The organism is Flagellimonas algicola (genome assembly GCF_005937185.1).
In the GTDB taxonomy this organism is placed as follows: domain Bacteria; phylum Bacteroidota; class Bacteroidia; order Flavobacteriales; family Flavobacteriaceae; genus Flagellimonas; species Flagellimonas algicola.
The window spans coordinates 1,476,246-1,497,347 of sequence record NZ_VCNI01000001.1 but is presented as its reverse complement, the minus strand read 5'-3'; the positions used below and the strand labels follow the sequence as shown (position 1 = coordinate 1,497,347).

General features: G+C 41.3%; 21 protein-coding genes. 6 read left to right on the top strand and 15 right to left on the bottom strand.

Annotated features, from left to right (window positions below; translation table 11 throughout):
- Nucleotides 1-23: 23 nt before the first annotated feature.
- From FGG15_RS06565 to FGG15_RS06555, 3 genes are read right to left on the bottom strand one after another with little or no spacing between them, the layout of a single operon-like run.
- Nucleotides 24-2,708: a T9SS type B sorting domain-containing protein gene (locus FGG15_RS06565; RefSeq protein WP_237561760.1), complete on the bottom strand. Its 2,685-nt coding sequence runs from the start codon at nt 2,706-2,708 to the stop codon at nt 24-26.
- A 58-nt stretch (nt 2,709-2,766) separates the two neighbouring features.
- Nucleotides 2,767-3,594: an ABC transporter permease gene (locus tag FGG15_RS06560; RefSeq protein WP_138834447.1), complete on the bottom strand. Its 828-nt coding sequence runs from the start codon at nt 3,592-3,594 to the stop codon at nt 2,767-2,769.
- An 11-nt stretch (nt 3,595-3,605) separates the two neighbouring features.
- Nucleotides 3,606-4,502, bottom strand: a complete 897-nt coding sequence (locus FGG15_RS06555) for an ABC transporter ATP-binding protein (protein ID WP_138834446.1) — start codon at nt 4,500-4,502, stop codon at nt 3,606-3,608.
- A 74-nt stretch (nt 4,503-4,576) separates the two neighbouring features.
- Between FGG15_RS06555 and FGG15_RS06550 the strand changes: the two genes are divergently transcribed.
- Nucleotides 4,577-5,647 carry a hypothetical protein gene (locus tag FGG15_RS06550; protein WP_138834444.1) on the top strand — a complete coding sequence of 357 codons (1,071 nt, stop codon included), beginning with the start codon at nt 4,577-4,579 and terminating at the stop codon, nt 5,645-5,647.
- Nucleotides 5,648-5,815: 168 nt separating this feature from the next.
- Here FGG15_RS06550 and FGG15_RS06545 read toward each other — a convergent pair whose 3' ends face one another.
- The 8 genes from FGG15_RS06545 to FGG15_RS06510 all read right to left on the bottom strand — a co-directional run bounded on the left by FGG15_RS06545 (nt 5,816) and on the right by FGG15_RS06510 (nt 13,605).
- Nucleotides 5,816-6,874 (bottom strand): nucleoid-associated protein, encoded by a 1,059-nt coding sequence (locus tag FGG15_RS06545; protein ID WP_138834442.1) that lies wholly within the window; start codon nt 6,872-6,874, stop codon nt 5,816-5,818.
- 89 nt (nt 6,875-6,963) lie between these two features.
- Complete coding sequence (locus FGG15_RS06540; RefSeq protein ID WP_138834439.1) at nt 6,964-7,458, bottom strand: IS1096 element passenger TnpR family protein; 495 nt, start codon at nt 7,456-7,458, stop codon at nt 6,964-6,966.
- A 43-nt stretch (nt 7,459-7,501) separates the two neighbouring features.
- Nucleotides 7,502-8,515 (bottom strand): COX15/CtaA family protein, encoded by a 1,014-nt coding sequence (locus tag FGG15_RS06535; protein ID WP_138834437.1) that lies wholly within the window; start codon nt 8,513-8,515, stop codon nt 7,502-7,504.
- Nucleotides 8,502-9,941, bottom strand: coding sequence for a CCA tRNA nucleotidyltransferase (locus tag FGG15_RS06530; RefSeq protein WP_138834435.1), 1,440 nt, complete (start codon nt 9,939-9,941; stop codon nt 8,502-8,504). Before FGG15_RS06530 ends, FGG15_RS06535 begins: the two co-directional genes overlap by 14 nt.
- Nucleotide 9,942: 1 nt before the next feature.
- Nucleotides 9,943-10,515 (bottom strand): L-threonylcarbamoyladenylate synthase, encoded by a 573-nt coding sequence (locus tag FGG15_RS06525; RefSeq protein ID WP_138834433.1) that lies wholly within the window; start codon nt 10,513-10,515, stop codon nt 9,943-9,945.
- A complete protein-coding gene (locus tag FGG15_RS06520) occupies nt 10,516-11,385 on the bottom strand; it encodes an N-acetylneuraminate synthase family protein (RefSeq protein ID WP_138834431.1) in 870 nt (289 codons plus the stop codon).
- Nucleotides 11,375-12,547, bottom strand: coding sequence for an acylneuraminate cytidylyltransferase (locus FGG15_RS06515; protein ID WP_138834429.1), 1,173 nt, complete (start codon nt 12,545-12,547; stop codon nt 11,375-11,377). The genes FGG15_RS06520 and FGG15_RS06515 overlap by 11 nt, the downstream gene beginning before the upstream one ends.
- Nucleotides 12,548-12,558: 11 nt before the next feature.
- Complete coding sequence (locus FGG15_RS06510; RefSeq protein ID WP_138834427.1) at nt 12,559-13,605, bottom strand: polysialyltransferase family glycosyltransferase; 1,047 nt, start codon at nt 13,603-13,605, stop codon at nt 12,559-12,561.
- Nucleotides 13,606-13,679: 74 nt separating this feature from the next.
- Between FGG15_RS06510 and FGG15_RS06505 the strand changes: the two genes are divergently transcribed.
- Nucleotides 13,680-14,492: a glycosyltransferase family 2 protein gene (locus FGG15_RS06505; RefSeq protein WP_138834425.1), complete on the top strand. Its 813-nt coding sequence runs from the start codon at nt 13,680-13,682 to the stop codon at nt 14,490-14,492.
- Here FGG15_RS06505 and FGG15_RS06500 read toward each other — a convergent pair.
- Together FGG15_RS06500 and FGG15_RS06495 are read right to left on the bottom strand one after the other, a co-directional pair.
- The gene (locus tag FGG15_RS06500) at nt 14,474-15,277 is read right to left on the bottom strand and encodes a glycosyltransferase family 2 protein (protein ID WP_138834423.1); all 804 of its coding nucleotides are present in this window, start codon (nt 15,275-15,277) and stop codon (nt 14,474-14,476) included. The two genes, FGG15_RS06505 and FGG15_RS06500, sit on opposite strands and share 19 nt — an antisense overlap.
- A gap of 276 nt (nt 15,278-15,553) precedes the next feature.
- On the bottom strand, nt 15,554-16,369 hold the full coding sequence (locus FGG15_RS06495; RefSeq protein WP_138834421.1) for a 2,3,4,5-tetrahydropyridine-2,6-dicarboxylate N-succinyltransferase: 816 nt from the start codon (nt 16,367-16,369) through the stop codon (nt 15,554-15,556).
- A 99-nt stretch (nt 16,370-16,468) separates the two neighbouring features.
- On the opposite strand from FGG15_RS06495, the gene ruvX reads away from it, so the two are divergent.
- The 3 genes from ruvX to FGG15_RS06480 are packed head-to-tail and all read left to right on the top strand — an operon-like array spanning nt 16,469 to nt 17,960.
- The gene (gene ruvX / locus FGG15_RS06490; protein WP_138834419.1) at nt 16,469-16,879 is read left to right on the top strand and encodes a Holliday junction resolvase RuvX; all 411 of its coding nucleotides are present in this window, start codon (nt 16,469-16,471) and stop codon (nt 16,877-16,879) included.
- Nucleotides 16,880-16,882: 3 nt separating this feature from the next.
- A complete protein-coding gene (def, locus tag FGG15_RS06485; RefSeq protein WP_138834417.1) occupies nt 16,883-17,473 on the top strand; it encodes a peptide deformylase in 591 nt (196 codons plus the stop codon).
- 52 nt (nt 17,474-17,525) lie between these two features.
- Nucleotides 17,526-17,960 (top strand): DUF5606 family protein, encoded by a 435-nt coding sequence (locus tag FGG15_RS06480; RefSeq protein WP_138834415.1) that lies wholly within the window; start codon nt 17,526-17,528, stop codon nt 17,958-17,960.
- Nucleotides 17,961-17,963: 3 nt separating this feature from the next.
- Here the strand turns inward: FGG15_RS06480 and FGG15_RS06475 are convergent, their stop codons facing one another.
- Together FGG15_RS06475 and FGG15_RS06470 are read right to left on the bottom strand one after the other, a co-directional pair.
- Complete coding sequence (locus FGG15_RS06475; RefSeq protein WP_138834413.1) at nt 17,964-19,544, bottom strand: family 20 glycosylhydrolase; 1,581 nt, start codon at nt 19,542-19,544, stop codon at nt 17,964-17,966.
- A gap of 2 nt (nt 19,545-19,546) precedes the next feature.
- Entirely contained in the window at nt 19,547-20,218 is a 672-nt protein-coding gene (locus FGG15_RS06470) for a GDSL-type esterase/lipase family protein (protein ID WP_138834411.1), read from the bottom strand.
- A 103-nt stretch (nt 20,219-20,321) separates the two neighbouring features.
- Between FGG15_RS06470 and mazG the strand changes: the two genes are divergently transcribed.
- Nucleotides 20,322-21,095, top strand: a complete 774-nt coding sequence (gene mazG / locus FGG15_RS06465) for a nucleoside triphosphate pyrophosphohydrolase (protein ID WP_138834409.1) — start codon at nt 20,322-20,324, stop codon at nt 21,093-21,095.
- Nucleotides 21,096-21,102 lie beyond the last annotated feature (7 nt).

Genomic DNA, 21,102 nt, shown 5'->3' with positions numbered 1-21,102 from the left:
CATTTTTATGATTCAACCAAGGTTTAACGTTTTAAACTAAAATGCCCTTTGAAAACCCTGCCATCTTCCAAATTCACTTTGAACCAATAATCTGATGCGGGCAATTCATTATTGTTGAAAGTGCCGTTCCATCCATTGGTTTGGGGACTAAGCAATGCCATGAGTTCCCCATAGCGATTATAAATGGAAATAAGACTATTGGCCTGATACACCTCGTCGACACCGATGAGTTGCCAGGTATCATTAACATTGTCTCCATTTGGCGTGAAAAACTTGGGATATCCAATTATCGCTATTTTTTGCTTGCTTATTCCACAGCCATTTTTGTCCTGAACGCTTACCGTTATAAAACCCGGATCAATATTTTCAAAAATCGGCGAATCTTGATAATTGAATCCGTCCAGTGAAAACTCGTAGTCCCCGTCTCCAGTAACCAATATTTCCACCAGGTTATCAGCTGATAAGTCCTCAATAAGCACATCTTGAATCAGAGCTTTGTTCGAGGGAACAATCTCGAAATCCGCGGTATTGAAACACTCAAAAACTCCTTCGTCCCTGACATACCGATAACCAACTTCCAGAGTATATCCGCCAACCGCTGCAATGGAAATATCCTGTAAATCGCCTACAAATTGGAGACTGGTTCCATTTCTCCTGTACCATTGGTAGCTATCATAACCGTCAGGGGCCATGACCACTAACGGTGGTCCATCCGTGCACCAGGAGATTTCTTCGGGAAATTTAATGGAAGGCGTAGGATTCACCACGAAATTTATGGCATCGATATCCTCACATTCATTGTTGCTTTCCAAACGGGCATATATTGTGGTGGATTCCGAAAGGTAATTTCCGGAAATGGGATTCAGTTCAAGGGTGGCATCTTCAACCGAAGCATAAAATGAAACATCGGAGTTTGGATATTCCAAGGCCCGGATTTGAGTCAAATTAAAGATACCCTCCAGGGCATCATCTTCGGTATCAATGTCACATTCATAAAAGGTTTTTGCGTCATCCGGATTTAAAAGTATAGACCTAACCTCAAGTTGGAGTTCCCCGGAATTGGAACAGCCGTTGCCATCCACGATTTGATAATAAATGGACTGGTTGAATGCAGAGGTATTGGTATAGCCAACGGGACTACTTATTTCGTTGCCAGTTCCCAAATCTGACAAGCTTTCGTAAAAAGAATAGCTGTACGCGGTGTCAAAAATGGCTTCTTCCAGATTGAATGCCGTAAAACCATCATCGTTCCCATCCAGGACTATGTCGCATTGGGCCAAAGTTAGAGGAGGTGCAATGGGTAACGGGTTCACCGAGATGAAAGCCTCCCCGATAACAGGACATTGACTAGGGTCGTTAGGAACTATCGATAGACTATATCTACCGGCATCAGAAGGGTCGGCATTGGTCACCGTCAATATATTTCCAGCATTGGATATGGCGGTGCCGTCCTTTTCCCAATTATAGGTTGCATTGGGAACAACATCAGCCTCAAAAGAAAAATCTTCACCTTCACAAATAGTACCAGAGGTGCTTTCCGATCCATCGTTATTTTTAATTAGGGCAACTCTGTCAAAGTAGGACTGAATAAAGGGTGGGAGCCCCTGCGTAGCCCTTCCGCTCCCTAAGTTTATAGCATTGTGTTTGTAATTGGCCGCGTTTCCCTGCTCATTGGGATTTTCAATAACCCCCAAGAATGAAGTGCCTCGGATATAATTTTCAGCAATAGTTCTGTAGATTTTTCCGTTTTGACCCAATTGTAACGCTCCGCGATAAATGGATCTTCGGTCTATTTCCATTTCGGATGCTGCCACATTGGTAGCGGTAAGGTCATACTGCAATAGCGAAGAAGAATGGCCCTCCTCTTCAAGCGCTGGGAGGTTGTTGGAGGTATGTACGTACAAAAAACGTTGATTGGGGGAGAACTCCAAACCATACGGAATCTTATTGGGAGCGGTTACGATAACCCTTTCCTGATTGTCCACTATACCAGTAGTCGTATTAAAATCATACAAATAAAGCCCAAAGGCCATATTGGCACTGGCCAATTTCTTTCCATCCGCCGAAAACTTTAGGTAACCACGCGGATCCTGAATTTCCAGACTGGGAAAGGTGGATTTTACAGCGGTGGTATTGACACCGGCCATGCTTACTTCGAAAGCATGGTAGGTATTGAAAGGCCCTTGGCTACCATCTTCGGAGCCTAGAGTTACCACCCAAATAGATTCATCTGAACAATCTTTGATTACCGCGGTAATTTTCTCCGAACAATCGGGAAGGAGGTTCACATTTTTTTGAATTACGACTCCATTTCCTCCATTGAGAGTCATGTCCACAACAGAATAGCTTAGTCCGCGATCCGGATCCTCCTCAAATGTTGAGGTATCTACCGTAAAGATGTACAGAATATTGGGATCTTGTGGTTTTTGTACCACAATTGCAGATTGAGTACTGGAAGGATCGCCATATAACCCACTCCCGCCTTGCATTATATTATGGGTGCGGTCATAAACGGTAATACCGTCTGTATAGAGCAAGAGATTGCCAATACCATCCGAAATGGAGGTGCAGCCTTCAAAGGTGTTAATGCGCCCACCAGATAACGGGGTAACGGTACCATCATTATTGAAGGTAATTCCAGCCCCATTTCCAAAATACCAATTGGAAGTCTCTCCCTGTCCAAAAAGGCCATGGACGGAGAAAAACATCAGGAAAAAACAAACGTATTTATATAGCATTCAACGGATAACAGTACCTGACAAGATACTATAAATCCCGCTTTTTCAACAATACGTATGATAAATAGATGAATAGACCTGTCCAACCGACAACAATTAGTACTTCATGCCAATGCACGGAGTAATCATATATCAAATCCTGTTTTTCAGGTACTGACATGGCAACAACTCTTTGAATAGGTTGATTTATCAAGGACCAAAGTGATGTAAAAGGAAAAAACTGCATTATTTGATCAGCAATTTGATCATTGAACCATTTCCATTTGAATAATGCATACAAAATCATCTCCACTATGAAGGAGATAAACAAAAATCCAAGAGCAAAAGCGGATCTTTTAATCAGTACGCCCAAAAAGAAGCACAAGCTGAAGAAACCAACTAGCTTAAAGAAATATGCAAGTACAAACTCACTTCCTCGAAACAGGAGGTTCATTTCAGTGTAACTTGAATGAAATAAGGCAATTATTAAAGTTATAAGAAATACAACAATTGAAGAAATCAATGAATAGGTAAGAATAAAATAAAACTTAGAAAGAATGAATTCTTTTTTTGATAAGCCATCAATTAAATTTTGCTTGATAGTTCGATTGCTATATTCGTTTCCAATCATTGAAACGACCACAATTGCAAAGAAAATTTTAAAGAACGCAATAAAAAAAGTACTGATATGCCAAATTATTGGAACATTGAAAATTCCAGTTTTACCCAGGTCGAGAGTGAAAAAGCCAAAGAAAGGAATCTTAATTGACGATAAAATTAATATGGAAAATGGGAAAATAAAGGAAGTAAGGATGAGTATTCTACTTGTTCTATTATTCCAAAGCTTGATGAATTCTATGTGTAGTAAGCGTACCATTCGTTTTCTGATTAGTTGTTTTTGGTCAAGGTCAAAAATTGCTCCTCAAGGCTTTCCTTCCGTTTTACCAGATGAGATAAAACCAAGCCTTTCTCATACAGAATCTTGTTCAGTTCTTCTGCCTGCATTTCTTCTTTAAGAAAAGCGGTAAGGGTGCCATTTTCCCGGGTGATTTTACCAAAACTGGCGTTCTTGTCCAGCAATTGCTCCAACTTGTCCATATCCGTTGTGCGAAGCTCAAAGAACCCATGACTGGCCAACATGCCATCCACAGGTCCCGAATACAACTTTTCACCCTTTCTTAGGATTACCACATGGGAACATACTTTTTCCACCTCGTCCAATAAGTGCGAAGCTAAAAGGATCGTGGTTCCTTGACCGGCAATTTTCTTGATGATTTGTCTGATTTGATGAATGCCCTGAGGGTCCAATCCGTTAGTAGGTTCATCCAGAATAAGAATTTCTGGGTCGTTTAACAAGGCAGAGGCAATGGCCAAGCGCTGTTTCATTCCCAACGAATAGGTTTTAAATTTACTATCCTTTCGCTCCCAAAGGCCTACCAGTTCCAATTTTTCCTGAATCTTGGTTTCTGAGACTTCCTTAATCTTACATACCAGCTTCAAGTTCTGAATCGCGGACATATACGGATAGAAGTTGGGCCGTTCAATAATGGCCCCCACCTTTTTTAAAGCTTCGTGGGTAGAGGTGTTACCGTTAAACCAGCTAAAGTCGCCAGCGGTACGGTTAACTACATTTAGAATAATGCCCAAGGTGGTGGATTTACCGCTACCGTTAGGCCCCAAAATGCCATAGACGTTGCCTTTTTCTATGGTGAAAGACAAGTCTTTGACAGCAGTAAGAAAACCAAATTTCTTGGTCAGATTTTGTACGGTCAGTATTGTTTCCAAGACGGAATCGTTTTTTGATTAGTTTATAGTAACTTGACGAGGTATAGCCAATTTTGTTACAAATTAGGGAAAGAATGTCCGAAGAAAAATTGATGTCGAAGAAAAAACCGGCTTATCCGGTCAACAAAAAACTGGATGGATATCTACACCGGTACAGCCGTAAAATAGAGATTCCCATTTTTTACGAAGATCTCTTGCGCTTTGCAGGTTCTGTAGTGGTTTATGATGCCGATGGGGAGGATACGCTTTGGGTACGGGTGTATTACTCCGATTTTGATCGCGAGGAAATCGACTTAAGTTTGAAAAAGGTGTATTCCATTTTACACTCGGATGGGGGAGACCGGATTTTGGATTACCTCAACGTGGATGCCGTGGATTACTGCACTTTTGGGAATTCAAAACCCTTCCGGATAAAGATTCGGAATATCCTTAACGACAATTACACCTATTTCTATGTCAAAAAAACAGATGCTTCCAGGGTATATGGATTGGAGCTGGAACATATGCTTTCGCCATACAACCTTAACTTTTTGGTATTTGGAGATACCCTGATTGAGGAGCACATTGCCGGGATTCCGGGTGATGTATTTATCGAGGACATGTTGCCCAAGTGTACCGAGGCGGAAAAAGCCCAATTGGCCAAGGAATTTGTAAAGTTCAATGAGCGATGTATGATCAGGCTGCTGGGGGATATGCGGTCGTACAACTACGTTATCGTTCCTGTGCATGATTTTGACCATGTGGTATACAAAATCAGGGCCATTGACTTTGATCAGCAGTGCTTTGAGGGGAAATTAAAAGTGTATCGTCCCCAGTTTTTCAAAGAGAATTTTCGGATGGTGGAGTTGGTACGTACCAAATTGCAGAAATATTCCGTAGATCAATACAAGATAGAGGAACGTTCCATTGTGGCCAAGCGGATACTAAGTTCTGGAGACAGAATCAAAAGATTGCTGGATGCATGTGTAATAGATGATATTTCCCTGGAGGATAACATCACTCGCTTGAAAATGGAAATCTACGAACTGGCCAAAGACATCAATTTCAAAAAATGCAATACCATGGGCGAGGTTTTGGCTCTAGCTCTTGATTTTGTGAAGCGGAATTACCAAGATGTTAATATGAGCAAGATTTTTGATAACTAGTTGCGGGATGCGGGATGCGGGATGCGGGATGCAGGATGTCAGTACTTAGTTATCCGGTTTTTTTTTGAATTTTTAACTTAACTCTTGACTCTTGACTCTTGACTCTTGACTCTTGACTCTTGACTCTTGACTCTTGACTCTTGAGTTTGAACTTGAACTTGCGTTTACTTAACTTTTCTGCTCCTTGTTAAAGTACACCAGATAGTAGTACATCTGTCGTTCTTCGTCCCAGCCCTTTTCAACAAATTTTTCTGCAGATTCCGGGTTAATAAAATCCATTTTAATCTGAATGTTAGTGTCCAGATTAATGACATTCTTTATTTTTTTCCTTGCATCGGAAACCGCCTTGTTGGCAATGTCAAAATTAGAAACATCCTCAATGCTGTATTTGGGACCTTTTTCAACCTTGTAGTGCTTAAACTCTGGAATAAGTTCAGGGTTTTCCATGACCTCATTCAAAAATGAAGTTTCTTCAAAGGCATCGTTCTTGGCAAAATGGTTTACCGCGCGATTCATAAAAAGCACTTCTTGTTGTTTGTCTTCTGCTGGTAAAACCACATCTTTGGCAAAATTTTGACAGAACTTTAGATAATTCTTGGTATAAAAGTTCTCATCAGTAAGTGCGGACAGGCCCAAAAAGTTTTCCAACCAATATTTAGCATCATAGCGATTGCTATCCACAGATAAAACCTTGTACCCATCTTCTTTGGCAACATTGAAAATGATACACCCCTTATCCAATTTATTAATGTTGATTCCCTGTTTGATAAGGATTTCCAAGTTTTGACCTTCTTCCTGGAACTGTAAAAAATCGTGTTTTAGCTCGCTTTTGAAAACTCCAACGGCCTCCACCTTTTGGTTGTCCAATACCATATCCGAAAAGTGAACCACATAGACCTCTCCACTTTTTATGTGAGGATGGTTGGATTGCTCAAAAAGATGGGTGGTTATTTTTTTTGAAACCGAATGGATTTGGGAAACGTCCTCAAAAATCTCCCCGATAAGCTTATAAATTTCATTGAACTCTACATCCACTTTGTTGTCGAATCGGAAATAATTCTCTTCTTTTTCTCGAAAAGGTCTAAAGAAATATTCTTTTAAAAGACCGGACATCTCATCATTTAAGTTGAAGGGCTGAGCGGACAAAAAGATGGATTCGTTCTTGCTTTTATTGCCAACGCGATGAAGGGACACGCTTTCAATCTGGGCAGGGTATAGGTTTAGCATTTTTGGGTAAAGGGTTTAATGGGTAAAAGGTTGCGGGTGTCTATTGAACTTGAACTTGAACTTGATTTTGAGCTTGAGTTTGTACTTTTTCAGTTCCAATTTTCGTCAAAATCCAAATCATCGTAACTGTCAAATGAATCGTCAAAATCAATTGAAGGTTTGGATTCGAATTTTTTCTCTGGTGGGGCATCAGGAAGTTCACCAAAACTGAACAATACATTGGGATATGAACGGCCATTTTCCTTTTCCACAATATCGGCCAACTCCACAAAAAATGTCCACATGCTCAAAAAATCATAGACATAAATCATTTTGGGACTTTGCTCGGTAAGCACGTCATCCAGAACGGTTTCGTTCATTAGACGCACATCAGAACCATTTTCGCTCATATCAAAGAGTGCGATTTCCTCATCTTGGTTCCAATCTTCGTCACATGTATAAAAAGAGGCCATTTCACTTCCCCCAAATCCAAAAGCTTGGGTAATGGAATTGTGAAACTCTTCCAAGGTATTGGAAGACTCTATTTCCAAATCCCGAAAAATATCCTCTTCCGCATCAAGAATTATCCTGATTTTGTATATCATTCAGCAAAAATTATAGTGGGTCAAAGTTACAATAAATAGTGGGTTATTTGGTGAACCTATGCAAGCTAAACGTCATTGCCGCCAAAAGGAAAAATGCACCAACCTGATGTAAAATCCCAAGCCACAAGGGTATGGCCAGAATCAAGGTTAAAACGCCAAGAAGAAACTGGACAAAAACAAGGATAATCAACAATTGTACACCTTTTTGCTGTGTTAAAGTCATCTTTATTTTCTTTGTTTTGTGCCAAATGACAAAAACAAAAGCCACTACCACATAGGCCAGATAGCGATGCACGAATTGAACACCGCTTTTACCCTCATACAGATTTTTGATAAAGGGTTGTTGCTCAATGTAGACAGTTTCATGAATCAATTTTCCGTCGCTCATCAGCGGCCAGTGGTTATGAATGAACCCAGCGTCCAATCCAGCTACAAAAGCCCCCCAAATAATCTGCATGATCAAGATTATCAGTGCAACCCGAATTAGGTTTCTGATGGATTTCTGAGCCTCCTTTTTGTTGGGATATATAAGATCAAGTGCTACCCAAAGGCTATAAGCAAAGGTCAAGAAAGCCGTAGTTAGATGGGCCGCTAATCGATAATGGGAAACATCGGGGCGATCCACCAATCCACTTTTGACCATATACCAGCCCAAAAAGCCCTGAAATCCTCCTAAAAAAAGTAAAACCAGCGATTTACGTATGGTGGGTCCATCTAGTTTTTTGGTAACCAAAAAGAACAGGAATGGTACAATAAACACTACACCTATGAACCTGCCAATTACCCTGTGCAACCATTCCCAGAAGTAGATGCTTTTAAAATCCTCCAGGGTAAAATGGTAGTTTAACTTTTGATACTCTGGATACTGCTGATAGAGTTCAAAGGCTTCTTCCCATTCTTGTTGATTCATGGGAGGCAAGGTTCCACTGATCAGCTTATAGTCCGATATGGAAAGTCCGGAATGCGTAAGTCTGGTGATTCCACCCACCACAACCATAATGAAAATAAGGACACATCCGGTCAGAAGCCAATAGATAACGTATTTATTTTTTTTCATCCGCAGCGGGTTCAAGATTCATTTGTTTCCCTTTTTCCAACATAAATTGATAGGCTGCTTCATATTCATTGGGGATTTCCCCTTCCAAAATGGCCTCTTTGATGGCATCCTTTAGGATTCCAATCTCCTTGGATGGTTTAAGATTGAAGACTTTCATGATTTCTTCCCCAGAAACAGGAGGTTGAAAATTTCGGATTTGGTCCCGCTCTTCTACTTCCACAATTTTTTGTCGTACAATCTTAAAGTTGTTCTTGTACTTTTTCTGTTTTTTGGGGTTTTTGGTGGTGATATCCGCCTCACATAAGGTCATTAGATCTTCTACGTGCTCTCCTGCGTCAAAGACCAACCGCCTAACTGCAGAATCCGTTACATGTTCTTCAGACAAAATAATGGGTCTGGAACTCATGAGCACCATTTTCTGCACGAACTTCATTTTTTCGTTCAGGGGCATCCTTAGGCGTTTAAAGAGTTTGTACACCATTTTGGAACCGACAAATTCGTGGCCGTGGAATGTCCAGCCAATTTTTTTGTGAAATTTTTTGGTAGGAGCTTTGCCAATATCGTGCAACAAAGCGGCCCATCGCAACCAAAGATTATCTGTGGTTTGGGCAATATTGTCCACTACTTCCAAGGTATGCCAAAAATTGTCTTTATGTCTTTGCCCTTCAATTTCCTCAATGCCCTGAAGTGCGGTCAATTCAGGTAAGATGTAGGGAAGAAGTCCGGTTTGATGCATTAATCCAAGACCGATTGAAGGTTTATTACTCGAAAGAATTTTATGCAGCTCACCCACAATGCGTTCCTTCGAAATAATTTTGATGCGGTCTTTGTTTTCAGAAATAGCCTGAAGAGAGCGTAGTTCAATGGTAAAATTCAACTGGGTCGCAAACCGAATGGCGCGCATCATTCTAAGCGGGTCATCGGAATACGTGGTGTCGGGTTCAAGCGGAGTTCTGATAATCTGTTGTTCCAAATCTTTTCTTCCATCAAAAGGATCCAAAAGAAGCCCAAAATTTTCAGGATTAAGGTCCAATGCCATGGCATTTATGGTAAAATCTCTCCTATTTTGGTCATCTTCCAAAGTCCCGTTTTCCACCACTGGTTTACGGCTATTTCTATAATAGCTTTCCTTGCGTGCTCCCACAAATTCAAGCTCAAAATCTTGGTGTTTGATCATGGCGGTCCCAAAATTCTTGAAAACTGAAATTTGAGGTTTACCCGGTAGCTTCAAAGCTACTTTTTCAGCCAATTTTATCCCGCTTCCCACGGCAACAATATCAATGTCTTTTGGAGCCCCTCTTTGAAGCAGGTAGTCCCTGACAAATCCACCAATAACATAGGAATCCAAGCCTAATTCTTTGGAAGCTTCACCAATGATCTTAAAAATTGGATTTTCTAGTACCTTTTTATGGAATTCCTGCGCCATGCTACTCCCGGATTACCTTGACCTGTCCATCGTTGCTAAGCTTAATAATGGAAGAAGGTGAAGGGTCTTTGTTTTCGTCCGGCAAATTTACCACATAGTCCACTCCTTTTAAAATTTCTGAAGCAATCTCCCCAAAATGTTTGGGAGACGGAAAGCCAGAGATGTTTGCGGAGGTGGATACGATGGGTTTTCCAAAATTATTGATGAGATATTGACAGAATTTATCAGATGCTACCCTAATGGCCAAAGTGTTATCTGAGGCTATCAGATTTTTTGCAACACCAGTGGGGTCGTCAAAGACAATGGTGGTTGGTTTCGTTGCGCAATCCATAATATCATAAGCCACATCTGGAACTTGCTTGACATGACGTTCCAACATGGCCTGACTGGAAACCAAACAAATCAGGGCTTTGCTGTCTTCACGCTGTTTAAGCTGATATACTTTTTTTACAGCTTCGGGGTTGGTGGCGTCGCAGCCAATACCCCAAATGGTATCCGTAGGGTAGAGAATGAGCCCGCCAGATTGCAAAGCTTCCTTTGCTTTGGCGAGTTCTGGACCAAAATCAGGCTTCATTTACTTTTTGTATTTCAGTTTTTCACGCTGTACGCTCTCAATATCCAGAATATCTTTTTGCTTGTACGTTAATGCCTGATGGGTTGCCCTCACATCCCGGCAGAGTTTGCGAAGTCCCATAGGTTCCAAGGAAGCAGCATGGTCTGTTCCTTTCCACGTTCTATCCAATGTAAAATGACGCTCAATGATATGGGCGCCCAGCGTATAGGCGGCGACATCAACAGCAATTCCCAAATGATGGCCTGAAAAACCGATGCTCTTTACATGGTTATCGTATTTTTCCTTGAGCTTCAGAATGTCCAACAGGCAGATATCCTCAAAAGGAACCGGATAGCCAGAGGTGCAATTGTAGACTACCAAATCTTTTCCCCTACCACGTTCTTCAAAAAAATCCACCAAGGTTGAAATCTCATCTTTTGTGGTCATTCCAGTGGAAATGTGCAGTTCACCTTTATAATTGTCGCATAACCATCCCAACATTTCATAGTGGTTGTTGCATGCTGATGGAATCTTGATGAATTCAGGATTGAGGCTGGCAATCTCCTTTGCTGAGGTGGTGTCCCAAACGGAAGTAGAATAGGTAATACCCACTTCATTGCAATAGGCCATCAATTCCTTGTGCTGCTCCACATCAAACTCTAAAAACTCCCGATGTTCCCCGTAGGTGCTTCCATAAGAATTGACGGGATTGGGGTGAGGTTCGTTGTACTGCTCCTCGGTCAACAATTCCTTGTTATTCCGTTTCTGAAATTTTACCGCATTGGCGTTGCCAAAAATCTTGGCCATGTAAATGAGCTCTTTCGCTATTTTCATGTCACCTTTATGGTTACAGCCAATTTCCGCAATAATATAGGGTTCTTTATAGGTCATTAAATCTTAGATTGTAGTTCATAATAAATTCGCAAGCCTCTCGGATGGCTCCATTGGCAGAAGCATTGTTTAAAACAACATCTGCCTGATATTTTATAGGTTTTGTGGCGTTGGACGGACAGAAAGACCAACCAACACGGAGCATATTGGCCATATCATTGACATCATCCCCGATGTATGCAATTTCCTGAGCCGTAAGCTGGCGTTCTTGTAAGATGTTTTCCAAGAAGGAATACTTGTCCTTTACGCCAAGAAAAACATCCTCTATTTGTAGTTTTTTCATCCGTTGTGCCACTGTTTCGGAATCTTCCGAGGTCATTACCATTACGTTGACGTTGTGTTGCCTAAGAATCTCCAATCCCATACCATCCCGCATGTCAAACGTTTTGGATAGTTCGCCGGTATTTCCATAGGTCACTCTGCCATCCGTAAATACGCCATCCACATCAAGGATAAGATGAGAGATGCGCTGTGGTGTTTTTTTGGTTTTAAAACTGGAAATTAGCAGTTGCTCAATGACCTGCCAGTCGGTTTCAGAATCTATCTCCACCAAAGTGTCCTCTGACATTTCCACCAATCCTATTTTGCCGCTAAGTCTGTTACCTGATTCCAGCAATTCTTTCTTTCCAGAAGTGTAAACGGCCCCATTTTCCATGAGCAAACCATCAAAATCCTGTCTTCTAGGCCGATTTGTGTAATCGTAGTTAAGGCTTTTGCCATCCTCGGACCAAATAAACCGATGCGTACGAACTACGCTGAGGGCAGAATCATAATTTCCGTTCAAAACCAGTTCTAACCCTTTATTGATGTCTGTTCTTTGTGTTAGCGGTGAGGTGGCCTGCAGGAGGCAGAATACATCATAATCGTGGTTGATAAGCTCGGAGAATTCCAACATTGCCGACTCTGTCGAGGCGGTGTCCGACGCATTTTCAGCCGAGCGTAAAAGCGGCTTAACCTTATGGGTCCAACCATAGTTTTTATCAATGTATGCTATGATTTCCTCATCATCAGTGAACACATATACCTCGTCCAAGTTGGAAAAAATGGCTTCGCTCAGCACCCAAGAAAACAAGGGTCTACCCAACAACTTTTTCTTGTTTTTGCCAGGGATGCCTTTGGAGTTCTTTCGTAAGGGGATAAAACCTATGGTCTTTTTTTGCATGCTTTGCATTTTTAGGAAGGGATTTCCATGTTTTGGATCAAGTCCCTGGTTGCGCCGACGGTAAATTTATCCAAATAATCCTTACCTAGGAAAAAGGGCTCTTTAACTATTTCCAAGTTTGAAAGCGCTGTTGAGAATAAGGTATACCCTTTTTCGAAATAAAAACCTTCTTTCAATCCCAGAATTTCTATAGGAAATAGAGCGGGCAACACCGTAATATTTTTAAAGTGTTCCTTGTAATTGGTAAGCTCTCTGGGATGTGTCTTTAGAATGATATTCATGTCTTGCGGTACTTTGGAGATAAGATCCTTGTACATCGCTATTTTGACTTCCTCATTGGCTACCACCTTATCTTCGGAAATGGGCTGGGTAAGGATTAGGGCATTGTTGTTGCTGGAAACCTCAAGGGTTTCATCTTGAATAAATAACTGAAAAACTTCTTGTTTTATACTTTCGGGCCATTGGGCCACCTCTTTTTTAATGTTGAGTTCCTTTGCCTTGTTTTGGATGCCTACGGGGAGTTTTTGCGGGAATTGGGCGTAAATAGTTGCAATTTCCTTATCAAATCCACCACCAATGGGTGTTTTGGTTATATAGGTCTTAATGAGTTGTTCAAATGAGGAATGTCTTTGTCGATATGTTCTAGCCCCATCTTCAATCATGTTAATGTCCCTTTTCTTTCCAAATTCATATAGAAAATAGCTTTTGGAAGAATCGGTATCGCACAAATACAAGTCAGCATTTTTGATAAACTCTTTTTCAATGGCCAGTTCCGGATGTTTAGCTTCTAAATATGGGATTAACTTGGATTTTCTTCGTAGCGAATAATTGAATTTCCCCAAGTCTTTCACATGATCCCTTCGTTCCGAGATAATATGGACTTCCCTAAAGAAGCGTTTTTTTAGGTTTGGAATTAAAGTTTCTATCATAGGGGTGCTTTCCACCAAAAACAAAAGATTGTTTCCACAATTATCCAAGGAGTATTCCGAATTTTTGATGATATGGATCAAGGAGAGATAAATGTGGTATATAGTAGAGCCTACGTAGGTTCGATGCATATAAATTGTGGGAATTATATTGGAGATGTACCTCAAAAAACTACATTTGCAAAAGTACTGAAAAACTCTAATTAATGCCTGCAGTCAGTGTAATCATAAGTACCTATAACAAACCGGACTGGTTGGAGAAAGTTCTTTGGGGATTCCATTGCCAAACCTATAAGGATTTTGAGGTTGTCATTGCTGATGATGGCTCTACCGAAGAAACCAAAAAAAGGATTGAGTCCTTAAGGCATGAACTTAGTTATCCTATAAAGCATGTTTGGCAGGAGGACGATGGCTTTCAAAAATGCAAGATTTTGAACAAGGCCATTGTGGCCACGGAAACGGATTATATCATTATGACCGACGGGGATTGTATTCCCAGAGAGGATTTTGTGCAAGTACATTACATCAATAAAGCGCCTTCTACTTTCATTTCTGGGGGCTACTATATGTTGCCCATGAATATTTCCTTGGCCATCACCAAAGAAGATATTTCGAAGCAAAACTGCTTCAACATCAATTGGCTCATGGAAAAAGGAATACCAAAGACTTTTAAAAACAACAAGTTGACGGCCAATGGATTTGTTTCCAAACTCTTAAATGCATTTACGCCCACCAACCCAAGTTGGAATGGTCACAACTCTTCTGCTTGGAAACAAGATATTCTAAATGTCAACGGGTTTGACGAACGTATGCAATATGGTGGGGAAGACCGTGAAATGGGGGAGCGGATGGTGAATTTTGGGATAAAAACCAAGCAATTGAGATATAGCGCAGTGTGTATTCATTTGGATCACGATAGGGGCTATGTCAATCCAGAAGCTTTGGCCAAAAACAAGGCCATTAGAAAAGGGGTAAAACAACAAAAAAGTGTTTGGACGCACTATGGCATCACCAAATAGTAGGTAAGCTGGTTTTTCTTTTCCAACCGTTTCAATTCCCGATATCTTTCAAGAACGCCAAGAGCATTCAGGTAGCTAATGATGATTCCTTTTTTGCCATCCAAAAAGCCTAATCGAATCACATAATGGTTGAAGAATTTCCAAAGGGGTCTAAAAACCAATGAAAAATAATTGAATTGTTTTTCTTTATAGAAAGCTTCCTTGGCCTTAAGCTGACCGTAACGGAGCATTTTACCCTTATAATCTTCGTAATTTTTGTAGCAGTAATGAGTCAAACGTTCCTTTAGGATGCAAGAATTGCCATCCACTTCCAAGGTCTCATGCACTAATTTTTTGTCCGTGTATTTGGCCTTACTTTTTCTAAAAAGGCGGTGGTTTTTATCGGTTTGCCACCCACTGAAATTCAGTCGAGTATCTTGAAACATAAAAATCCGGTAGAACCAATAGGCCTCACAGGCCTTTGGGTCATTTATCGTGGTAATGATTTCCTCCTGTAGTTTGGACCCCACAACTTCATCAGCATCCAAAAATAATACCCAGTCATTGGAAGCTTGCTTCAGTGCATGGGATTTTTGTGCCGTAAAATTCTGAAAAGGATGTTGGATTACTTTAACCTTAGGGTGGCTTTGAAGATATTCATAAGTGCCATCTGTACTGTAAGAATCAACCACAAGGATCTCATCAGCGAAGGTTACTGACTCAATGCATCGCTCAATATATCCTATTTCATTGTAGGTAATGACGAGTGCGGATAGCTTTTGTTTTGGGGTGCTAAATCCAGCCATATTTATTGGTACGCGGTTTGGTGATTACAAAACTATAACAAAATAATCAGGAGAAAATTGTTTTAAAGCGTAATTTTCTTACACCATTTCGATTTGCGAAATCTTTCATTTACTCCTTAAAATTTTAACAATGTAGGTGGTTTTGTATGGAATAGATGTGAAAAATAAAATAGGTTGCTTGGCACCATCAAAAAACACCGTTACCCCTTCATTTATCAATGGTGGTGAGTATTTATAGGGCTGTAAAGCTGTGTAGTTGGAATAATTTCGCAGTGCTTAAACGGCAACATCATGTTCTCTAAGTGCATTGTTCAGAGACGTCTTTTTGTCCGTACTTTCCTTTCTTTTTCCAATAATCAAGGCACAAGGGACTTGGTACTCGCCAGCAGCAAATTTTTTGGTATAACTGCCTGGAATAACCACAGAACGTGCAGGAACCCTACCTTTTAATTCGATGGGTTCATCACCTGTTACATCGATAATTTTTGTGGAAGCGGTCAACACCACATTGGCACCTAAAACGGCTTCTTTTTCAACCCTAACACCTTCCACAACAATGCAGCGCGAGCCGATAAAGGCATTATCCTCAATGATTACGGGGGAGGCTTGTAAGGGTTCCAATACACCGCCAATACCAACACCACCACTCAAATGGACATTTTTGCCAATTTGTGCGCAGCTACCCACCGTGGCCCAAGTGTCTACCATGGTTCCTTCATCCACATATGCACCAATGTTCACATAGCTGGGCATTAAAATGGTACCTGAAGAAATGTAGGCACCGTGCCTGGCCACAGCGTGAGGTACAACCCTAACGCCTTTTTCCTGATAGCCTCGCTTTAATGGGATTTTATCATGATATTCAAAGATGCCTGCCTCCAGAACTTCCATCTTCTGGATAGGAAAATACAATACCACAGCTTTCTTGACCCATTCATTGATTTGCCAACCATCGGCAGTGGGTTCAGCGCAACGCAATTGACCCAAATCAATCAGGTTGATTACCTCCCTAATCGCGTTTTGGGTTTCTTCTTCTTTTAACAGTTCCCTGTTCTCCCAAGCGTCTTCAATACGAGCCCTAAGCTGTGTCATATTTTTTAAATTTTGACAAAGATAGTCGGCTCAATAGAATATTCTACCTTATTTTAATGGCATAACATTTTTAGGGTTATTTTTGCCAAAAATTTAGACTTGGCGAGAATTTTGGCTTTGGATTATGGGAAGGTGAGGACAGGCATTGCGGTGACGGACGAGCTTCAACTCATTGCATCTGGACTTACCACGGTCGAAACCAAAGAATTACTAAGTTTTATTGGGGATTACTTAAAAAATGAGAAAGTGGAAAGATTCGTGGTGGGGTTGCCCAAACAAATGGACAATACACCATCGGAATCCGAGGCATTGATTCAACCTTTCTTGAAAAAGTTGACAGCTGCATTTCCGAAAATTCCTATTGAACGCCAGGATGAACGTTTCACCTCAAAAATGGCCGTTCAGTCCATGGTGCAAAGTGGAATGAAAAAGAAAAAACGTCAAGATAAAGCCCTGGTCGATGAGATAAGTGCAACCCTTATTTTGCAGGCCTACTTAAACAGATTTTAGTTTATGATTTTACCCATTGTAGCCTACGGGGATCCCGTTTTGCGTAAAGTAGCCAAGGAAATCAACGACGAGTATCCCAAATTATCGGAACTGATTGCCAATATGTGGGAGACCATGTATAACGCCCATGGAGTTGGACTGGCAGCCCCTCAAGTAGGCCTTCCTATTCGGATGTTTATGGTGGATACTACTCCCTTTTCGGATGATGAGGAACTGGGTCCAGAAGAACAGGAAGCGTTGAAAGGCTTTAAAAAAGTCTTTATCAATGCCAAAATTGAAGAGGAAATAGGCGATGAATGGGATTTTAATGAGGGCTGCCTGAGTATACCTGATATTAGAGAGGATGTAAAGCGTAAACCACAGCTTACCATCAGTTATGTTGATGAGAATTTCAACGCGCACATAGAAACTTATGATGGGCTATTGGCACGGGTGATTCAGCACGAGTATGATCACATACAAGGCGTGCTTTTCACGGATAAACTTTCTTCTTTAAAGAAAAGGCTCTTAAAAAGTAGATTGGACAAAATTTCCAAGGGAAAAATCAGCGTGGACTACAAAATGAGATTTCCAAATATCAAAAAAGGACGTTAAAAAAAAGGCTGTTTGCTATAAAAGCATAATTTTGCGCGCATAAAACTAAAATATGGCACTGGACAAAATTTTATCAATCGCTGGAAAACCTGGTCTTTACAAACTATTGACCCAAACCCGCACCGGATTTGTAGGCGAATCCCTTTTGGATGGAAAACGGGTAACTGTTGGTATGCGTAACAACGTGAGTGTATTGTCTGAGATTGCTATTTATACGCTGGAAGAAGAAGTGCCTTTAAGGGACGTTTTTTCCAAAATCAAAGAGAAGGAAAATGGCCAAAAGACAAGTGTGAGCCATAAAGCAGAGAAAATTGCTTTGGAGGAGTATTTCTTTGAGATATTGCCCAATTATGACGAGGATAGAGTGTATGCCAGCGACATTAAGAAAATAATCCAGTGGTACAACCTGCTTTTGGATAATAAAATCACGGATTTCACCGAAGCAAAGGAAGAAGAGGTTACGGCCGCATCATCCGAAGAGGAATAAATCTTATTCCGGCCAGTCCACCAGTTGGGTTGGGTAAAAATTCACCTCCATTCGAGATAAATAAGGTACCTGTTGGGCAAGCCTTAGCTTGTATTCGTCCCAATTTCTGTGTGTTGCAGGAGACCAACCCATTTCGGCAAAACCAATGGCCCTAGGGAAAGCCAAATACTCCAATTCGGTACTGTTGCTAATGGTCTCGGACCACAGCGGCGCTTCAATACCCAAAATGCTTTCTTGTGGCAGTTCCTCCAAAAAGGTGTTGGGGTCCCAATTGTAGGCAACATCAACGGGAATCATCCCAGCCCATGTTAGCCCATATTCGGAAATGGAATCGTATTTCATGTCCAAGTACATTTTCTCGGCGGATGAAACGATGATTTTGGAGCCGTTCTTGGCAGCTTTGACGGCATTGTGCGGTTCGTTCCACAATTGCAGGACACTTGAGGAACTGATATCCGCCTGGGCAATTTCGTTCCAGCCCACAGGAGTTTTGCCATGCTTCAGCACAATTTTTTCCACCTTCTCCACAAAGTGGATATAATCCTTCTTTTTGGTCACATGACTTTCATCCCCACCAATATGAAAATAAGGCCCAGGGGTAATGGCAGCAATTTCACGGATTACGTCATCCAAAAATGCATAGACGGTATCTTTTCGTGTATGAAAGGAGCTATAGCCCACCAACATATCTGTTCTCACTCTGGGTTTGTCTGCCTTGCCACCCGCATGAAGAATGGGGTAACTCAAGGAAGCTGCATTGGTGTGTCCTGGCATATCTATTTCAGGGATGATGGTAATATGTCTTTCCGCAGCATAAGCCACGATGTCCTTGTACTCCTCTTGGGTATAAAAGCCTCCTTCGCCACCTCCAACTTCACTGGCGCCACCCACTTCGGTAAGTTTGGGCCAGGATTTGATTTCAATTCGCCAGCCTTGATCATCCGAAAGATGTAAGTGAAGTGCGTTGTACTTGTAGTAAGCAAGAATATCCAAGTATTTTTTGACTTCATCAACAGTGAAGAAGTGCCGTGCTACATCTAACATGGAAGCTCTATAGGCATATCTGGGTTCGTCCAGAACTTTTCCGGTGGGAATCAACCAAAGTGAATGATCTACTAAAGTATCGTTCGTCTGTTCAGGAATGAGTTGGCGAAGTGTCTGAATCCCACGAAAAGCCCCAGCCGCAGTCTTTGCATTTAACAGAATGGAATCTTTTTTAATGTAGAGTTGATAAGATTCCGGAGTTTTCAAGTCCTCGCTATCCGATTGGTTGATGTACACCACCCGCTCCATGGGCAGTTCTTCGTTGGTTTGGTTTACACCAAGATTCAACCCGGTTTTAAGCTTTATTTTTTGGGACAGAAACTTGCCCACTGCTTCAAAGTTGGAGTCAGTTTGGGTGGTGAAAATTACAGTCCCGGCATCAAGGGCAAATGCGCTATGGGTGGCAATGGTTTTGACCGGCTTTGGAATCAAGGCAACTTCCGCTAAATCCGTTTTTGGAAAATTGATTTCCTTCTTTTTGGGTTGACAAGCCGCCAAACAAACAACGGCTACAAAAATCCATATCACTCTTAATTTCATAACTATAAAGTATGGTTTACGTAATTTTTAAGGACCTCGTGCCACAGGTCATAACCTTTGGCATTCATATGCAATCCGTCCTCAATAAAAAGATCTCTTTTAAGTTTTCTTTTGTTTAGCATCACATTCCAAACATCCGCAAATCGGACCCCTTGGGTTTGGGCTGCCAGTTTTCGAAGTCTTTTGTTAAAGCGCATATACTTCCGCTTTAAATGCCATCTGGAAATGCTGGGCTTGGCCGAAATCAATACAATATCCATCTCCGGCCTTCTGGTTTGAAGCACACCCAGGATATCTTCCAGGGTTCCAATAATGGCTCGAGGGCTTTTTTTGGCGCTGATATCGTTGTCACCCTCGTAGATAAATACTTGCGAAGGACTGTAATCCAAGATCAGCTCGTCCAGAAAATGCTCCAAATCCGAAGATTGCGAACCACCAAAGCCCGTATTCAAAATGTGGGCCTTAGGGAATCGTTCTTGCAGGTCCTCCCACATTCGAATACTGGAACTACCGGTAAATACGATGGTGTTTTTGGAGCTGTCCCAAATTTTCCGGGTATTTTCTTGAACTTCCTTTACCTCTCCTGAAAAGGGTAGCGACGCCTGACCCATAACAAAACTAGAGGCAAACAAAAATAGGGTAACGATAAAGAGCGACTTCATTCTAAACTTCATGACTGTAAGACTTGTTGATAAATAATTTGATGTTGTCCAAAATTAGCTAAAAACCAGTCTCCCTAAATGTATGGTCTTTGTACTTTTAGATAAAATTTTATAGATGAATGAAAGATCTGGGCAGCTAAAGGCCATTGACCGGCTGCTTACCATCATGGATGAATTAAGGGCTGGATGCCCCTGGGACAAAAAACAGACCATGCAGACCCTTAGACATTTGACCATTGAGGAAACCTACGAATTGGGAGATGCTATTTTGGACAATGATCTGGAAGAGGTTAAAAAGGAGCTGGGCGACCTTTTACTTCATATCATATTCTATGCGAAAATTGGTTCGGAAACCCAGGACTTTGACATTGGCGATGTGGCGAATGGTATTGCTGAAAAGTTGATCAACAGGCATCCGCATATCTATGGAGATGTAAAGGTGCAGGATGAGGAAGAAGTAAAACAAAATTGGGAAAACATTAAACTGAAGGAAGGAAAGAAAAGCGTACTTCAAGGTGTCCCCAACAGTTTACCTGCCTTGGTCAAAGCCAATAGAATACAGGAAAAAGTAGCTGGAGTGGGCTTTGATTGGGAGCAACCCGAACAGGTTTTTGAAAAGGTACAGGAAGAGCTATCAGAACTGCAAGAAGAATTGAAACAAGGCAATGCCGATCGTTTGGAAATGGAATTTGGGGATGTCCTATTTTCCATGGTCAATTATGCTCGTTTTCTGGATATCAATCCCGAAAATGCCCTGGAACGAACCAATAAAAAGTTCATCAAAAGATTTCAGTATTTGGAACAGAAAGCCAAGGATTCAGGTAAAACGCTCAAGGAAATGACCCTGGATGAAATGAATGTTTTTTGGGAAGAGGCCAAAAAAGTCTAACAAATCA

What these genes read in the sequence shown, in the direction of transcription:
- FGG15_RS06565 (WP_237561760.1), bottom strand. Translation starts at nt 2,708, where the DNA reads ATGTTTTTCTCCGTCCATGGCCTTTTTGGACAGGGAGAGACTTCCAAT.
- FGG15_RS06560 (WP_138834447.1), bottom strand. Translation starts at nt 3,594, where the DNA reads ATGGTACGCTTACTACACATAGAATTCATCAAGCTTTGGAATAATAGA.
- FGG15_RS06550 (WP_138834444.1), top strand. Translation starts at nt 4,577, where the DNA reads ATGTCCGAAGAAAAATTGATGTCGAAGAAAAAACCGGCTTATCCGGTC.
- FGG15_RS06545 (WP_138834442.1), bottom strand. Translation starts at nt 6,874, where the DNA reads ATGCTAAACCTATACCCTGCCCAGATTGAAAGCGTGTCCCTTCATCGC.
- FGG15_RS06540 (WP_138834439.1), bottom strand. Translation starts at nt 7,458, where the DNA reads ATGATATACAAAATCAGGATAATTCTTGATGCGGAAGAGGATATTTTT.
- FGG15_RS06535 (WP_138834437.1), bottom strand. Translation starts at nt 8,515, where the DNA reads ATGAAAAAAAATAAATACGTTATCTATTGGCTTCTGACCGGATGTGTC.
- FGG15_RS06530 (WP_138834435.1), bottom strand. Translation starts at nt 9,941, where the DNA reads ATGGCGCAGGAATTCCATAAAAAGGTACTAGAAAATCCAATTTTTAAG.
- FGG15_RS06525 (WP_138834433.1), bottom strand. Translation starts at nt 10,515, where the DNA reads ATGAAGCCTGATTTTGGTCCAGAACTCGCCAAAGCAAAGGAAGCTTTG.
- FGG15_RS06520 (WP_138834431.1), bottom strand. Translation starts at nt 11,385, where the DNA reads ATGACCTATAAAGAACCCTATATTATTGCGGAAATTGGCTGTAACCAT.
- FGG15_RS06515 (WP_138834429.1), bottom strand. Translation starts at nt 12,547, where the DNA reads ATGCAAAAAAAGACCATAGGTTTTATCCCCTTACGAAAGAACTCCAAA.
- FGG15_RS06510 (WP_138834427.1), bottom strand. Translation starts at nt 13,605, where the DNA reads ATGCATCGAACCTACGTAGGCTCTACTATATACCACATTTATCTCTCC.
- FGG15_RS06505 (WP_138834425.1), top strand. Translation starts at nt 13,680, where the DNA reads ATGCCTGCAGTCAGTGTAATCATAAGTACCTATAACAAACCGGACTGG.
- FGG15_RS06500 (WP_138834423.1), bottom strand. Translation starts at nt 15,277, where the DNA reads ATGGCTGGATTTAGCACCCCAAAACAAAAGCTATCCGCACTCGTCATT.
- FGG15_RS06495 (WP_138834421.1), bottom strand. Translation starts at nt 16,369, where the DNA reads ATGACACAGCTTAGGGCTCGTATTGAAGACGCTTGGGAGAACAGGGAA.
- def (WP_138834417.1), top strand. Translation starts at nt 16,883, where the DNA reads ATGATTTTACCCATTGTAGCCTACGGGGATCCCGTTTTGCGTAAAGTA.
- FGG15_RS06480 (WP_138834415.1), top strand. Translation starts at nt 17,526, where the DNA reads ATGGCACTGGACAAAATTTTATCAATCGCTGGAAAACCTGGTCTTTAC.
- FGG15_RS06475 (WP_138834413.1), bottom strand. Translation starts at nt 19,544, where the DNA reads ATGAAATTAAGAGTGATATGGATTTTTGTAGCCGTTGTTTGTTTGGCG.
- FGG15_RS06470 (WP_138834411.1), bottom strand. Translation starts at nt 20,218, where the DNA reads ATGAAGTTTAGAATGAAGTCGCTCTTTATCGTTACCCTATTTTTGTTT.
- mazG (WP_138834409.1), top strand. Translation starts at nt 20,322, where the DNA reads ATGAATGAAAGATCTGGGCAGCTAAAGGCCATTGACCGGCTGCTTACC.